Genomic DNA, 14,957 nt, shown 5'->3' on the forward strand with positions numbered 1-14,957 from the left:
CTCTATCTGTATTTTCTAACCCGGAACAATTCGGCCAGGGTAGGTACAAAATCAGCTTGGGCATCGAGCGCCACGTAGTCGGCATCATACTGACGGCAAAAGCGTTCGAGGCGAAGGCGGCTCTGGGCAAACTGATCGTGCAGGCGCTGCCGAAAACTAGGTGCCGACGTATTGATCCAGACGGTACGCCGTTCTTCCATATCATAAACCGGAATAACACCCAGTTTGGGCAGGTTCACCTCACGAGGGTCGTAGAAATGGATCACCACCAAGTCGTGCTTTCGGGCAAGGGCCTTCAGGTTGTGTTCGTACCCCTGATCGATGAAGTCAGAGAGCAAAAAGACCAAGCTGCGGCGTTTCAGCACGTTAAGCGTAAACAGCAGCGCCTCGGCAATATTGGTCTTCACCGATTCGGGCTGGAGTTTCCCCAACGCCGTAATCAGCTGGTAGCCCTGTTTCTGCGTGTTGGCAGGTTTCAGGTACTGCTCTTTCTTATCCGAAAAGCAATATAAACCCACGTGACTGGCTTCGCGCAGGGCCGACATAGCCAGCGTACCGCAGACCTCTTTGGTGGTATCGAGTTTAGACCGTTGATGCGTACCCACCTGCTGCGATGCACTCACATCGACTACGAAGAAGACGGTCTGGTCTTTCTCTTCCCGAAACACCTTCACAAAAGCCCCGTGGCCCTTCGACGACACGTTCCAGTCGATAGCCCGCACGTCGTCGCCGTACTGATACTGGCGCAAATCGGCAAACTCCAGGCCTGAACCTTTGAAGACGGACCGAAAATTTCCCCGAAGCTGCGAAGTAACAGCCTTACGGATCCGGATCTCGAACTCCTGAACCTTTACCAGAAAATCATCCATGCCGCGTCTTTTAACGATTTTTGGTACCCCTATTGCAAACGTTTTGCCTACGATTCAGAGTTAATTTGTAAAAATACGTCCTGAATCTGTCAGGCGCTTTACAATCACATTAAAGCAATCTGCCTCGCCCTGTAGTCCGACCGGACGAGCGCACTCTACAATGATACGTCAACTTGCCGTCTGGCTGTGCCTCAGCCTGCTTCTCGTTCAATGCAACAGCGGCTCAACCGAACTTGGAGCCGAGCCAGCCAACCTGGTCGATGAAGAAAAAATGGCCAATATTCTGACGGAGATTCACCTGGCAGAGGCCAGAGTTAGCAAGATGGCTATCCCCTCCACCGACACGTCGACATTGCTGTTCAAACGGCTCCAGTCCCAAACGCTGAAAAAATTCGACGTTGACACAGCCTCGTATACCAAAAGTTTCATCTATTACTCGGCTCGCCCCGCCAAGCTTGCCAAAATATATGAGCAGGTAGTCGAGAAGTTAACCGTGATTGAGCGGAAAAAAGCCGAGAGATCCAGTAAATCTAAACCCACCCCCCAATGATAACCGGCATCATCGGCGCCGGTATCTCGGGCCTTACTCTAGCTTACGAACTGCAACAGCGCGGGCAGGACTACCAACTCTGGGAAGCTAATTCGCAAGCGGGCGGCTACATCCGATCGGAACGCAACAGCGATTACCTGTGCGAACTTGGCCCCAACTCGCTGCTCGGCGACGAGGCACTACTAGCTTGGCTCGACGGACTGGGGCTGACTCCCGATCTGGTCTTTGCCAACGCCGTGAGCAAGGCCCGATTTATTTACCGCGACGGCGCTTATCGTGAATTACCCGGTACACCACCCGCCCTGTTATTTGGCGGCTTTTTCAGCCTGAAAACGAAGTGGGCCGTTTTTAGAGAGCTTAGTAACAAAAGCCAGTCGCCAGTTGGTGAGACCCTCGGACAGTTTTTCCGGCGGCGCTTTTCCTCAGAAATTGTCGATTATGCCTTGGGGCCATTCGTGGCGGGCATTTACGCCGGCGATCCAGAGCGCCTATTAGTATCGGAGACCTTTCCGGTGCTATTGCAGTACGAACGCGAGTACGGCTCGGTTCTGAAAGGGCTGATTAAGAACCAGAGCAAAACGGGTCGCCGCCAGTCGTTCAGTTTTCGCGATGGTATGCAGATGCTACCCAACGCGCTGGCCAGCAAGCTCACGCAGGCGCATTTCTCCTGCCCCGTTAGCCGTATCGAACGTACCCAAACGGGTTGGCTGGTTCACACGCCTACGGGTCCGCAAGTGGTTGACAGGCTGGTATTGGCGGTTAGTACCGAAGCCGCCGCCCGGTTGCTCGCCGACCACGCCCCGGCGTTCTCAACTGATTTACGACACATCGAGTATCCGCCGATGGTAGCCGTACATTCGGTGTACAAGCGCGCCGATGTAACTCATCCGCTGAACGGTTTTGGTGGCCTGAACCCCGCCGTTGAAGGCCGGTTCGCCGCTGGTCATATCTGGAGCAGCTCAATCTTTGCCGGCCGTTGCCCAGCCGACGAAGTACTGTTTACCACCTTCGTAGGGGGGCAGCAGAATGCCGGAAACGCCCGCCTCCCCGACGCCACGATTCAGGCGCGGGTACATGCAGAACTGGTCGAGTCGTTTGGCATTACAGCACCGAAGCCAGTCCGGCAGCAGTCGTTTCCCTGGCCGAAAGCCATTCCGCAGTACGACGAAAATCTACAGGCGGTAAAACCAGCGGTTGCCGCACTAGAAGCTGCCAATCTCTTTATCTGTGCCAACTGGTACGGCGGTGTTTCGCTTTCCGACTGTATCGGTAAAGCCAGAGCGCTGGGCGATCGGTTGACCTCAGCAAGCTAATTCGCGAACGGAAAACTGATTCACACGGACAACGAAATAGCCAATCCATAGAAGCCAGTCAACAGCCACGAAGCCGATCGATTAACGTTATTTAACGGTCCAAATGCATTATTTTTGAGCACGTGCCTGTTTTAGTACTAAACGATTTGCCACCGTGACTGACCGTCTTGTAATCATACCGACCTTCAACGAAATCGAGAACATCGAGGCGATCATCCGCCGGGTGTTTTCACTGCCAACTGCCTTCGACCTGCTGATCGTCGACGACGGATCGCCAGACGGCACCGCCAAGGTAGTCAAGCAGTTACAGGCTGAGTTCCCCTTGCAGTTACACCTGCTCGAACGGCGGGGTAAACTCGGGTTGGGTACGGCCTACATCGACGGATTCAAATGGGCGCTGGCTCGTGGCTATGAGTACCTGTTCGAGATGGACGCTGACTTTTCGCACAACCCCGACGATCTGGTTCGGCTCTACACGGCCTGCGCAACCGGAGGCGCCGACGTAGCCGTAGGGTCGCGGTATATCAAAGGCGTAAACGTGGTGAACTGGCCCATTGGCCGGGTGCTTATGTCGTACGGAGCCGGCATTTACGTTCGGTTTATCACTGGCATGCCCATCATGGACCCAACGGCTGGCTTTGTTTGCTACCGCGCCCACGTGCTCGACATTTTGCTCCAGAACCCGATCCGGTTTGTGGGCTATGCCTTCCAGATCGAGATGAAGTTTACCTGCTGGAAATACGGCTTCAGCATTCACGAGGTGCCCATTATTTTCACCGACCGCACGCGCGGCGAATCGAAAATGTCGACGAAGATCTTCAAGGAAGCCATCCTGGGCGTGATCCAGATGAAGCTCAACAGCTTCTTCCGCCACTATATACCCGTTAAAAAAACAACGGCCGCCCCTGTAGCAGGAGAAGCCGTTGAAGCAGTTTAGCGGTGTTTGTTGGGCAGGACGAACAGGACTTTTGGGGTTAGCCCCTAAAGTACTTCTGTTTATCCTGCCAAACGTGCTTACCAAGCGTTACTTTTTCTTCTTTGCGACCGTCGAAGCGGGCGCTTCACCGGTTTTCATGGTCATTGTTTCGGGGTTCCAGTGCACTACTTTCTGCTGAAAATAGCTTTCGTTACTAGCTAACACCGGCGCTGCAGCCCGGAAACCAAATACTGGATCTTCGATTGTTCCCTGACTACCGGCCCGCACGTTTTTAAAGAAGTCGCCAAAGTGAGCACCGTGGGCGTCTTCACCCTTAGGGGCATCGAACCGAACCTCCTTTACTGGCTCGGCCACTCGCGTCTCGGGCGGGTACTTGGCATCATACTGCCTCTTGAACTCCTCCTTCACCGGCTCGGTAAACGTGAAGAAACTATCGTAACCATTATAGCCTGGTGCAATTGGTAGTTTACGCTTCGTCAGAATCAGGTTTTCCTCCGAAAACTCAATCTGTCCTTCGTTTCCAATGATGCGGGTTACGTTGCTGATCTTTCCGGCATTGGCAAAGTTCACTCGCAGCACCATCTGAAACGCATCATGCGCAGCCGTTTTAGGATAGTCCATCACGCTCGTCATGATGTCAGGTACGTCGCGGCCATCTTTCCAGTAGGCTAGATTCCCCGACGAGTAAATGCGCGTCGGGCCCATTGAATTGGTGACGAAGTGCACACCCGTGATCAGGTGAATAAACAGGTCGCCCGCTACGCCGGTGCCATAGTCTTTGTAGTTGCGCCACCGGAAAAACCGCTTCGCGTCGAAAGGGTGCTTGGGCGCATCGCCCAGAAACCGGTCCCAATCGAGGGTAGCAGGCGATGCATCGGTTGGGATCGAGTAATTCCAAGCCCCGATGGCATTGAACCGGTCGCTGTTGGACTCGATGTAGTTGATGGTACCAATATCACCCGCCTGCACCATGCGCTTTGCCTCCTGAAATGCCGAGCTGCTAATGCGCTGACTACCCACCTGCATCGTTTTCCCCGATTTCTTCCAGGCATCGATCACTGGTTTTCCCTCGTTTATGTGCTGCACCATAGGCTTTTCGCAATACACGTGCTTGCCCGCCTTCAGGGCTTCAATGGTGATGTGATCATGCCAATGGTCGGGCGTTACCACGAGCACGGCGTCTACATCGGGCCGGGCCAGCACTTCGCGGAAGTCACGACTCGCAAACAGGTTTTTATCCTTGCCAAAAGCTGTTTTAGCGTGCTCAAGTCGGCCGTCGTACAGGTCAGCTACGGCCACAAGTTCTACGTCGGGATTACGCAGCGCGGCCTGTGTATCATAGTTACCCTGTATGCCCATGCCAATAGTCGCGATCCGGATTTTGTCGTTCGGACTAACGCGTCTTAGGTTGGGAATATAGGCCGGAGCAACCGGGCCAAAGGGCCGGGCCACTGCTTCTGTAACGGCCAGAGCAGAAGCGGCGGTGAGTGTTCGGATGAATGTGCGACGCGATGGGGTCATAGGAATTGACGTTTCCAGAGAAAGTCAATTCCTACGCCAACTTACCCGGTTTTCAGCGGCCCGGCCATTCGCAACTTCAGGGTGGTTCACTAAATCAGTTTTAAGCTGCTTCCCCCCTCTTTTTTGGCCGACCGGCACGAAAATACCTGCTAGCTGTAGTATCTTAATAAGCCAATTAGACAAGGGCCTATCTCCCCGAAAGAGACTAGCCCTGAAGGGACTTCCCATTACCGAAAGTCAAACACAGTCAGGCCATTAGCGTTATTAGATTAACTCCACCCCAATGCAATAGTTACCCGGCGTTTTTTGCGGTATAAAACGCCTTCCCATCTGCTTTTACAGGTACGTTAACTGACTTCTGCTATGAAACGAACTACTGCGTTTCTATTGCTCTTCTGGATCATCACCAGCTTTGCCGCGCCAGCGTTTGCCAACTCGATTCTGATTCCGATGGACGACCGCCAGACCGACCACCTGAAAGCCTACGGCATTGCCTATGCCGTGCTGAAAGATGAGCAGGAAGTAGACTGGTTGCTAAACTACCGGGGCGGCAGTTTTATGATCAAGCATTCGGCCAAATTCGAGAACGAATGCCGCGTTCGGGGCGTAACATTCGAGCTGTTGACCGACGGCGGGGCAGCCTCGATAAAACGACAACTGGCCAACCCCGACCTGAACATGGACGTGGTCACCCTGCAGAAAGCGGCCAAGATCGTTGTGTACTCGCCCGCTAAAGTGGGGCCGGCCGAGTTTGAGAATAACGACGCCGTTTTGCTGGTGCTGACGTACGCCGAGATTCCCTACGAGCTGGTGTACGACGAAGAAATCCTGAAAGGCGACCTGCCCAAATATGACTGGTTGCACCTGCACCATGAAGACTTTACGGGTCAGTTTGGCCGGAATATGCAGCGCATGACTGTCTCTGACATTAAAGCGCAGGAAGAGATTGCCCGGAAGTACGGTTTCTCAAAAGTGTCGCAGATGAAACTGGCTGTTGCCAAAGGCATTAAAGCCTTCTGCGCGGGCGGTGGCTACCTGTTTGCTATGTGCTCAGCTGCCGAAACGCTCGACATTGCCCTGGCCGCCGACGGGGTCGACATTGTGGGTGATACCTACGATGGCGACGACATGGACCCGGCAGCGCAGGCCAAACTCGACTTTAGCAAAACGTTTGCCTTTCACAATTTCAGACTCGAAGGCGACAACGGGTTCGGACGTGGCTTTTCAACGTTCTCCGACATTAATTCGGCTGCCGGACAGGGATACGGCGGTTCGTCGAGCGGCTATTTCGAGCTGTTCAACTTCTCGGCCAAATGGGACGTCATTCCGGCCATGCTGACGCAGAATCACGAGGCGGTTATTAAAGAATTTACGGGGCAGACTACCGCTTTCCGCAAATCGACGGTTAAGTCAAGTTCACTCGTGATGGGGCAAAGTACGACATCAGACCGGTATCTGTACGGCGAAATGGGCCGCGGTCAATGGACGTTCTACGGCGGACATGACCCCGAAAACGTTCGCGGGGGCGGTGGTAGCTGGCGTATGCCCACAGACCTCAACCTGCACACGCACTCGCCCGGTTACCGGCTCATCCTGAATAACGTGCTGTTTCCGTCGGCCAGAAAGAAAAAGCGGAAAACCTAGGTACGTGGCCTTGCTAGTGAGCCAGTAACCACTCGCGCACGCGTGGGTTGAAATCGCCGATGCATTCCCAGTGGAATGCGTGGCCAGCTTCGTCGTAGAGGTGAAGCGTGCTGTTGGGAATCGCCCCGGCCACTTCTTCGGCCATCCAGACCGGCGTGAAATTGTCGTTCCAGCCGCCAATAACCAGAACGGGCTGCGTTAGTCGGGGCAGTTCGGCCAGCGTGTTGTGGGCAATGCAGGCTTCGGCCTGTCCTTCCAGCCCGTGCAAAGGCTGGGGATTGGCATCAATTGCCGCCGCTTGCCGACCGGCCTGAAAATCAGCATACATCGCGTCGTTATCCCAACTCGCCTTCGAATAGATCAGCAGTTGAATGTAGTTGGCAAACTCCTCGGGCCGAAGCCGGGCCTTGATGGTAGCCATATGCCGGAAAATAGCCTCGGCGGTGCGGTCACAGCGTGCCCAGGGGCACATCAGCACCAGCGACTTTACCTTGTCGGGGTGGCGCAGGGCCAGTTGCTGTGCGATGGTACTGCCCATCGAGACGCCTACTACCCGCACACTAGTCAGGCCCAGCCCATCGATCAGACCAGCATAATCGTCAGCCATCTGTTCGGTACTGTAGGGACCTACTGGCTTATCAGAATGCCCAACGCCCCGGTTATCACCCATGATACACCGAAAGCGATGTTGCCAGTCATCAGCGTGTTTCTCCCAAACCGAGCCGGGAGCCGTGATACCCATAATCAGCAGCAACGGCTCGCCCGATCCGCGTTCGATATAGTGTAAATTGATGCCGTTGGTTGTGATGAAAGGCATAGAATTGGGGAGTTGAGTCACACCGGCTTTTACCCGGTTCAATAAATGAATGCCAAATCAAATAGCTGGCAGCAGTGTTTCGTACACCCAGCGGCCATCATGGAGAGTCACGCCGTCGGGGTCATTCATGGCTTCGGGGCCTTCGTCTTCGCAAATAATCCAGCCGCTGTAGTTCTGCTCGACCAGCCAGCGTGTAATGCTAACAAAATCAACTTTGCCGTTGCCCAGCAGCGCAAACTCAGGCTCACCGTTCCAGTCTTTGAAGTGCACCAGATTGATTAGCGAGGCGTACTCCTTCATCTTCGTCAGCGGGTCCATACCGCCGTTGATGAGGTGGCCCACATCCGGCGTCCAGCCTGTCACCGACTGGTCGAGCGATTCCAGAATGACCCGGTAATCTTCCTCCGTGCGCGTAATCGACGAATGGGGCGAGTTCGGGTGGAAACTACAGGGCACGCCCGCATCGACCGCCCGCCGCGATACCCGATTGACGATATTGACCAGGTTCCGTCGACGGACCTCGATGTCGTGCCGCCCGGTTGGCTTCTGCACCGTGCAGAGAATCGCGCCCGGGAAGTGCCTGAGCAGGTCGATTGCCCGATCGGCTTCGCGGCGTTCCTGTTCGGTTTCTTCGGGGCCATTCCAGTCGAGGGCCAGTGCAACGGCCGCGAGTTCAACGCCCCGTTCAGCTAGTTTTTTGCCCAGGCTTTCGGCGTCGGGCAGGTCGCCCATCCAGTTGAAAATCGGCTCAATTCCCGCAAAACCAGCCTGCGCCGTAATGTCGATCATGTGCCCCTGCCGGTTAGTGTGGGTCAGACCGTTGTTATTCATGAACCAGGTGTACGCCTCGGCTCCAAAGCGAAAAGGGAAAGACATATGGTTTGAGGTTTGTCGTCTGTGGTTTGTGGTTGCGCTGCTAATACACCAAGTCGTAGGTAAGCAGCGCAACCACAAACCACAGACGACAAACCTCAAACGTCAAGCGTATTTAGCCTGCATGGCTTTGATGAATTTGAGACCGTTTTCGGCGATCTCCCAGGGCTTGCTGTATTCCCGCCAGACGTTGATGGAATTGGCGAAGTTGATGTCATTGCGGGTAAACGCTTCAATCGTCATCCAGCCGGTGTAGTTGATTTCGGCCAGCGTCCGGAAGGTATCGTCCCAGGGAATATGCCCATCGCCGGGCGTTCCCCGGTCGTTTTCGCTGATGTGAACATGCGCCAGATACGGGGCAATGGTGCGGATGGCTTCGGGAAACCGCTTTTCTTCCATGTTGGCGTGATGCGTATCGAACATAGCCCGCACATGGGGGTGGTTAGCCTGACGTACCAGTTCCGCGAGTTGCTCCATCGTGTTGCAGAGGTAGCACTCGAACCGGTTCAGGGCTTCGGGCGTGAGCACAATGTTAGCCTGCTGCGCATAGTCGGCCACCTCATGCAGCACCTCGGCACTGTAGGCGTATTCGTCGGGTTGCGGTTCGCGGCGGGTAAACGTAGCAAATGCGGAGTGAAACGGCCCGCAAATCACCGATGCACCCAGCGCATGTGCCCGGTCGACCGCGCCTTTCAGATGCGCGACCGCCTGCCGCCGGACGCTGGCCGACTCGCTGGCCGGATTTTCGTCGGGACCAACTACCGTCACACAGGTACTTTGCAAGCCCACCTGATTCAGGTGCTCGCCAAATTTCCGGTAAACGCTAACGTCCTGGTTATCAATAAAACACTCGACCCCGTCATACCCGATCTGCTTTAACCGATCGGCAATCGGGTTCATTTCCTCAGATATAGCCGCCGTCCAGACCAGGAGATTGAAGCCAACGGGCGACGTAGTTTGTGAAGGCATAGGTAAAAAGGTGTAGCACCGAAGCTCCAGCTTCGGCGGTCGATGAACGATAGCAGCACTACCGAAGCTAGAGCTTCGGTGCCTATTTTTCCATAGGATGTTCCTTCAACAACTGCGTGGGCGAGTAGAAATCAACTTTACTCGCTGTAGCGGCCCTTACCTGTTTCACCTTATCGGGCGAAATGGCAGGGGCTTCGTTCCCAAATGAATTCCGAACGTAGGTCAGCACGGCGGCTACTTCCCTGTCTTTCAGCAAACCGCCAAACGGGGTCATGGGCACCTGGCCCGGATACGTCTTTCCGTTCACGTCGATCGGCCCCATCACGCCTTTCAACGCCAGCTTGATCAGGCGCTCTTCGTTGCCCGATACCCACTTTGTACCCATGAGCGGCGGGAAACCAGCGGCAGCAAGGCCACGCCCATCAGGTTGATGGCAGGTCGTGCAATACCCTTCCCGGTTATAAATCTCCTTGCCAGTATTGAACAGGGCCAGTTCGTCGCCTTTCAGCTTCGAGGTCGCAGCCACCTCTTTTTTCTTGCTAACGTTTACGCCGTTGAGGTGCGCTACCGCCGTTTCGTGCGCATGAACCATCCAGTCGTCGAGTGGTTTTTTAGCCGCCTCGGCCAAAATGGGCAGCCCTTTTTCTTTGCCAATCCACGAGGCCGCCGCAATGGCAGTCAGCCGAACCCGGCTATTATCATCTCTAACAGCCTGCATCAGCAGATCGGCCTGATCGGCTACCTGATGCCCCGTGTAGCGCAACACCTGAACTGCCGCCGCCCGGGCGTGGTAGTCATTGGCTTTCAGCAGTTGGCGGAGTAGCTTCTGATCGACCTTGTTCAGGCCCCAGCTTACCCACAGGCCTTCGAGCAGGTGGTGTTCGTAGCGCCGATCGTTCTTGTCCAGCTTTGCCACCCAGGCCGTCAACTTAGGCAACACCTCCGCGGCGTTCCGTCCCCGCAGTTCAGACCGGGTGCGGTAGCGGGTGCGGTATTCAGGCAGTTTCAAGTTGTCGAGCAACTGATCGATACTGGCACCGTCTATTTTGGCGGGTGTCACCAACGGGCGCGACGGGTACGTAATCCGGTACACGCGGCCCAGCGAATGGTCGCGCAGGGGGTCGCGGGCGTTGTGCTGCATGTGGCCAATCAGGATGTTGTGCCAGTCGATGAGGTACAACGACCCATCGGGCGCAAATTCCATATCGACGGGCCGGAAATTGCGGTCTTCGCTCACCACCAAGTCCTGCCGGTGCCTGCTCTTATACCCCGTCCCTTCGTCGACCAGCGTGTGTTGCTTCGTTCCCAGGAAACCAATGGTGTTGTTGATCAAAAAGTCGCCCTGCATGTCGTCAGGGAAATGGCGGCTCGACACAAACTCCAGGCCAGAGGTAGGACGTACCCGGTGCGCATCTTCGATGAGTTGCACCGATTTATGGGTCGCCTGCCCGTAGCGCGGCAACACGGTGCCGGGCATCATCCAGCGCACGTCCGGGCTCGACGTTTCGGCGAAGAAAGGCTGTCCCCAATCGTCGAAAGCAATGCCCCAGGGGTTTGGAATGTCGAGTTGCGCGGTACGCTCCAGCTTACGGAGTTGAGGCGAGTAGCGGTAAAATCCACCGTTTGTTGCCCGAACCGGTCCGTACGATGTTTCGATGTTGGTGTGCAGAAAAACCCCTTCGCCCGAATAAATTGCCCCCGACGGATCGACCGTAAAGGCGTGGCTGTTGTGATGGGTGTCGTGGTCATCGTAGCCGCTAAGCAGGATTTCGCTCTTGTCGGCCTTGTCGTCGCCGTTGGTATCGGTAAACAGTTTAAAGTGAGTCCCCTGCGACACATAGACCATCGTTTCGCCAGTTGGGCCTTTGGTAATCTCGAAACCGAGCGGCAGGTGCAGACCATCGGCAAAAACCGTTTGTTTGTCGGCCTTACCATCGCCATTGGTATCTTCCAGAATCAGGATTTTATCGTTCGGTTTAGCATCGCCGGGTTTGTAGTGCGGGTAACTCGGCATCACCGCCACCCACAGCCGCCCCTTCGTGTCGAACGACATTTGCATGGGTTTAGCCAAATCGGAAAACTCCTGCTCTGAGGCAAACAGGTCAATTTTGTATCCCGCCGGGACTTTTAGTTTAGCCAGCGCTTCCTGCCCGTACAGGTACGTCAGGCTCCCGTTTTTTTCGGGGTTAAAATTGGTCTTTACCGGCGGCAGCGGTATTGTCTTCTTATCGGCGGCCGTAATGTCCATGCGGGCCCCTTTCGATGCCGCCAGCCAAACGGCAGTGTCGCGAATAGCGGTCATTTGCCGGATTTTCTCAATTTCGGCCGGGTAATTGTCAGGACCAAACGGATTGTAGCGACGACCGTAGACGTGCACGCCGTTCGGGATTTTATAGTCGTTATGCCACATCCAGTCTTTTTCCAGCACGGCCTCCTGCACCAGCTTACGATTGGCTTCTGCTTTGGCCGTTGTTTTGCCGAATAGCTGGTCGGCCAGCAACAGCGCCAGCTTTTTGTAGCCTGCGTCGTTCAGCTGCGAGCCGTCGATGGTGAGGGGTTCTTTACTGGCCGCGTACCACTGCTGAGACGGCGCGTAGGCGTCGATAAATAACACCTTATTCTGCCCGGCTACCTCCCGCATTGCGTTGGCGTAAAGGGCTAGGTTTACGTTCTCCTTTTTACCATTTGGCAGGTCATACGTACCTGACAGGTCTTCAAACGCAATCGGCGACACAAGTGCCAGTTGCGGCGGCGTGGCTCCGTTGTAGCGCTGACTCAACGTGTGCTTTACAAACGCATCGAGTTCGGCTTTGTAGTTAGCCAGTCCGGCGGGTCCCTGAAACGACTCGTTGTAGCCGAAAAACGCAACAATTACGTCGGCTTTCAGTCGTTTCAGCCACTCGTCGGGCGACTCAAACTGTCCCTGACTGTCTGATTTATTGGCGAGTTCAGTCTGAAATTTTTCGGCACCAGGAAAGGCCCAGGGCGAAAAACGACTCGACCGGGGCCTGAAACCAGGCGTATCGCCGGGGTCGCACATGTTCCGGATGTAGAGCATATCATCCGGGTAACGTACCTGAAGTTCGGTTTCGAAATGCCCGTAGTTCATCATCCGCGAGCCCAGGTTGTTGCCCAGCAGCATAATGTGGCTCCCTTTTTTTACGGGCAGGACATCGGCCTGATCGAACTGAAAGGCGCTGAAGACAAGGGCAACCAGCCCAGACAAGGCAAGCCCAACCGGAATGCCGACCTTGAGGTGTTTGAACGAGTTCATTCGATCAGGATTTTTTAGGATGGCCGTAGGGTACGTTGATGTCTAGTTTCCCCTTCCATTTTTTGGGAACAGCCTTGCCTGTCGCCCAGTGGGTGGCGTTGATCACCAGCCGCTGAAACGCCTCGACCTGAAAATCGTCGGGATGGCCCAATGTGGTCAGAAAGGCTTTGCCGCCCCACTGATTTTGCCAGGTCCAGGCCACCGGATTGTCGATAGCGGCCTTGTCGGGGTTAACTGATTTGCCCATCAACAACGGCACCGCTCCTTTGGCCGGGTAGTCGGGCAAGACGCGATACAGCCACGATGCGGCGTGAAATTCGGGCGCAACGCCCGTCAGAATCGGATTCTGGGCGGCTTCGGGAATGATGGTTACGTCGGTCGTGCTTTTGTGGCCGTAGTGGGTATGCTGTGCTTTGCCGCCCCAGCCCGGCGGTGCACCAAAGGCAAATTCACCAAAACTATTCCACCGCTCACGCGGGTCGCCGGCGGGAAAATTGAACGCGTGGGTCGTAGTCCGGAACCCCATCACGGGCTTTCCCGACTTCAGGTACGCATCGATATGATCTAACTGATCTTGAGGTAGTTGCCGCCAGCGCAGATAAAAAACGGCCAGGTCAGCGTCTTTCAACGCGTCGAGGCCCGGAATATCTTTTTCGGCATTGTAGTCCGGGTACGCTTTCAGCACCTTCGTGCGCATGCCGTACTTCTTTTCCAGTTCGGTGGCAATTACCGGCAGCGTCAGTTCACCACTGTATTCATGATCGCCCGTAACAAAGACTACATACGGTTTGGCCGCCTTCGACCCAGCCGGTTTAAGTCGGCCGGCAATGGCTTCGGATAAACCCAGTTGGCTAAGCGCCAGCAAGCTGGCGGAATGTTGCAGAAAAGAACGGCGGTTTGTTTTCATATCTTTTTAGTACGCGGATGAGTGAGCGGGCACCCGGTTTTATAGTACGCGGTTCAACGAGATTGACAGGAATCTGCTTCAACCCGCATACTATAAAACCCAAAAACGGTCACCTTATACCGTAACGCCGGTATCTTTCCAGCTTTTCGAAGCGGCCGATGCCAGTACGGCTTCACACACTTTCTGAGTTTCGAGGGCGTCCTGGAAAGTTGGCGAACAGGGCTCACCCGTTTCCAGGCAGGTCAGAAAATCAGCCACCTGATGCAGGAAAGTGTGTTCGTACCCAATGCTTGTGCCCGGAATCCACCAGCGGTTCATGTAGGGCTGATCGCCGTCGGACACGTGGATATTCCGCCAGCCACGCACCACCGACTCATCAGCATGATCGAAATATTCCAGCCGGTTCATGTCGTGTAAATCCCAGCGAATAGACGCGTGTTCACCGTTGATTTCAAAGGTATACAGTGCTTTATGGCCCCGCGCGTACCGGGTTGCCTCGAACAGACCCAGCGAACCATTATCGAAGTGACAGTGAAACAGACAGGCATCGTCGATCCCAACGGGCTGCACTTTTCCGGTTGTCTGGTGCACCCGCTCTTTGATGAATGTTTTGGTCATGGCCGACACATCCGTAATGGCCCCGTTGAGCCACATGGCGGTGTCGATACAGTGCGCCAGCAGATCGCCCGTCACACCCGAACCGGCCGCGTCGGCGTCGAGTCGCCAGAGGGCGGTGCCTCCCTGCGGCAGGTCGGCGTTGATGGTCCAGTCTTGAAGGAAGTTGGCCCGGTAATGGAAAATTTTGCCCAGCTTACCTGATTCAACGATCTGCTTAGCCAGCGTTACGGCCGGCACACGGCGGTAATTGTACCAGACGGTATTGGGTACGTTTGCTTTGTTAATGGCGTCGACCATGCCCTGTGCTTCGGCCAGGGTGCGGGCCAGCGGTTTTTCGCACAAAATCATTTTACCCGCCTCCGCGGCTGCAATGGCAATTTCGGCGTGGGTATCGTTAGGCGTACAGATGTCGATGGCATCAATATCGTCGCGGGCAATAATCGCCCGCCAATCGGTCTCCACCGATTCGTATCCCCACTGCTCGGCGAATTTGCGGGCATTTTCTTCATTGCGCGAACAAACAGCTTTCAACACAGGCCGGTAAGCGAGCTCAGGAAAAAAATGAGCTACCTGATAGTAGCCGTTGGTGTGAATACGACCCATGAGGCCGGTTCCGATTAAGCCGATTCTGAGTTCTTTTTTGGTTGCCATTTTTGGTGAGAGTT

The 14,957-nt window shown here is 55.1% G+C and carries 12 protein-coding genes; 4 read left to right on the forward strand and 8 right to left on the reverse strand.

Annotated features, from left to right (window positions below; all coding sequences use genetic code 11):
• Positions 1-2: 2 nt before the first annotated feature.
• Positions 3-869: a DUF58 domain-containing protein gene (locus F7231_RS20590; RefSeq protein WP_085412935.1), complete on the reverse strand. Its 867-nt coding sequence runs from the start codon at positions 867-869 to the stop codon at positions 3-5.
• Between the two features lie 160 nt (positions 870-1,029).
• On the opposite strand from F7231_RS20590, the gene F7231_RS20595 reads away from it, so the two are divergent.
• From F7231_RS20595 to F7231_RS20605, 3 genes are all read left to right on the forward strand, one after another.
• A complete protein-coding gene (locus F7231_RS20595) occupies positions 1,030-1,419 on the forward strand; it encodes a DUF4296 domain-containing protein (protein WP_085412934.1) in 390 nt (129 codons plus the stop codon).
• Positions 1,416-2,732, forward strand: coding sequence for a protoporphyrinogen oxidase (gene hemG, locus F7231_RS20600; protein ID WP_166693373.1), 1,317 nt, complete (start codon positions 1,416-1,418; stop codon positions 2,730-2,732). The genes F7231_RS20595 and hemG overlap by 4 nt, the downstream gene beginning before the upstream one ends.
• Before the next feature lie 154 nt (positions 2,733-2,886).
• The gene (locus F7231_RS20605) at positions 2,887-3,669 is read left to right on the forward strand and encodes a polyprenol monophosphomannose synthase (protein WP_085412932.1); all 783 of its coding nucleotides are present in this window, start codon (positions 2,887-2,889) and stop codon (positions 3,667-3,669) included.
• An 87-nt stretch (positions 3,670-3,756) separates the two neighbouring features.
• Here the strand turns inward: F7231_RS20605 and F7231_RS20610 are convergent, their stop codons facing one another.
• Positions 3,757-5,190, reverse strand: coding sequence for a Gfo/Idh/MocA family protein (locus F7231_RS20610; protein ID WP_166693374.1), 1,434 nt, complete (start codon positions 5,188-5,190; stop codon positions 3,757-3,759).
• A gap of 363 nt (positions 5,191-5,553) precedes the next feature.
• On the opposite strand from F7231_RS20610, the gene F7231_RS20615 reads away from it, so the two are divergent.
• Positions 5,554-6,834, forward strand: coding sequence for an asparagine synthetase B (locus F7231_RS20615; RefSeq protein ID WP_085412930.1), 1,281 nt, complete (start codon positions 5,554-5,556; stop codon positions 6,832-6,834).
• Between the two features lie 13 nt (positions 6,835-6,847).
• On the opposite strand, the gene F7231_RS20620 is transcribed toward F7231_RS20615, so the two are convergent.
• From F7231_RS20620 to F7231_RS20645, 6 genes are all read right to left on the reverse strand, one after another.
• Positions 6,848-7,651, reverse strand: coding sequence for an alpha/beta fold hydrolase (locus F7231_RS20620; RefSeq protein WP_166693375.1), 804 nt, complete (start codon positions 7,649-7,651; stop codon positions 6,848-6,850).
• Between the two features lie 57 nt (positions 7,652-7,708).
• A complete protein-coding gene (locus tag F7231_RS20625; RefSeq protein ID WP_166693376.1) occupies positions 7,709-8,527 on the reverse strand; it encodes a sugar phosphate isomerase/epimerase family protein in 819 nt (272 codons plus the stop codon).
• Positions 8,528-8,629: 102 nt separating this feature from the next.
• On the reverse strand, positions 8,630-9,493 hold the full coding sequence (locus F7231_RS20630; RefSeq protein ID WP_166693377.1) for a sugar phosphate isomerase/epimerase family protein: 864 nt from the start codon (positions 9,491-9,493) through the stop codon (positions 8,630-8,632).
• Positions 9,494-9,575: 82 nt separating this feature from the next.
• Positions 9,576-12,767 carry a PVC-type heme-binding CxxCH protein gene (locus F7231_RS20635; protein WP_166693378.1) on the reverse strand — a complete coding sequence of 1,064 codons (3,192 nt, stop codon included), beginning with the start codon at positions 12,765-12,767 and terminating at the stop codon, positions 9,576-9,578.
• Between the two features lie 4 nt (positions 12,768-12,771).
• Complete coding sequence (locus tag F7231_RS20640) at positions 12,772-13,674, reverse strand: ThuA domain-containing protein (RefSeq protein WP_166693379.1); 903 nt, start codon at positions 13,672-13,674, stop codon at positions 12,772-12,774.
• Positions 13,675-13,788: 114 nt separating this feature from the next.
• On the reverse strand, positions 13,789-14,943 hold the full coding sequence (locus tag F7231_RS20645) for a Gfo/Idh/MocA family protein (protein ID WP_166693380.1): 1,155 nt from the start codon (positions 14,941-14,943) through the stop codon (positions 13,789-13,791).
• Positions 14,944-14,957 lie beyond the last annotated feature (14 nt).

Source organism: Fibrivirga algicola (assembly GCF_011742925.1).
Lineage (GTDB): Bacteria > Bacteroidota > Bacteroidia > Cytophagales > Spirosomataceae > Fibrella > Fibrella algicola.

Excerpts from the sequence above, each read along its gene's own strand:
- F7231_RS20630 (WP_166693377.1), bottom strand. The coding sequence starts at position 9,493 with ATGCCTTCACAAACTACGTCGCCCGTTGGCTTCAATCTCCTGGTCTGG.
- F7231_RS20625 (WP_166693376.1), bottom strand. The coding sequence starts at position 8,527 with ATGTCTTTCCCTTTTCGCTTTGGAGCCGAGGCGTACACCTGGTTCATG.
- F7231_RS20590 (WP_085412935.1), bottom strand. The coding sequence starts at position 869 with ATGGATGATTTTCTGGTAAAGGTTCAGGAGTTCGAGATCCGGATCCGT.
- F7231_RS20610 (WP_166693374.1), bottom strand. The coding sequence starts at position 5,190 with ATGACCCCATCGCGTCGCACATTCATCCGAACACTCACCGCCGCTTCT.
- F7231_RS20620 (WP_166693375.1), bottom strand. The coding sequence starts at position 7,651 with ATGCCTTTCATCACAACCAACGGCATCAATTTACACTATATCGAACGC.
- F7231_RS20640 (WP_166693379.1), bottom strand. The coding sequence starts at position 13,674 with ATGAAAACAAACCGCCGTTCTTTTCTGCAACATTCCGCCAGCTTGCTG.
- F7231_RS20595 (WP_085412934.1), top strand. The coding sequence starts at position 1,030 with ATGATACGTCAACTTGCCGTCTGGCTGTGCCTCAGCCTGCTTCTCGTT.
- F7231_RS20645 (WP_166693380.1), bottom strand. The coding sequence starts at position 14,943 with ATGGCAACCAAAAAAGAACTCAGAATCGGCTTAATCGGAACCGGCCTC.
- F7231_RS20615 (WP_085412930.1), top strand. The coding sequence starts at position 5,554 with ATGAAACGAACTACTGCGTTTCTATTGCTCTTCTGGATCATCACCAGC.
- hemG (WP_166693373.1), top strand. The coding sequence starts at position 1,416 with ATGATAACCGGCATCATCGGCGCCGGTATCTCGGGCCTTACTCTAGCT.
- F7231_RS20635 (WP_166693378.1), bottom strand. The coding sequence starts at position 12,767 with ATGAACTCGTTCAAACACCTCAAGGTCGGCATTCCGGTTGGGCTTGCC.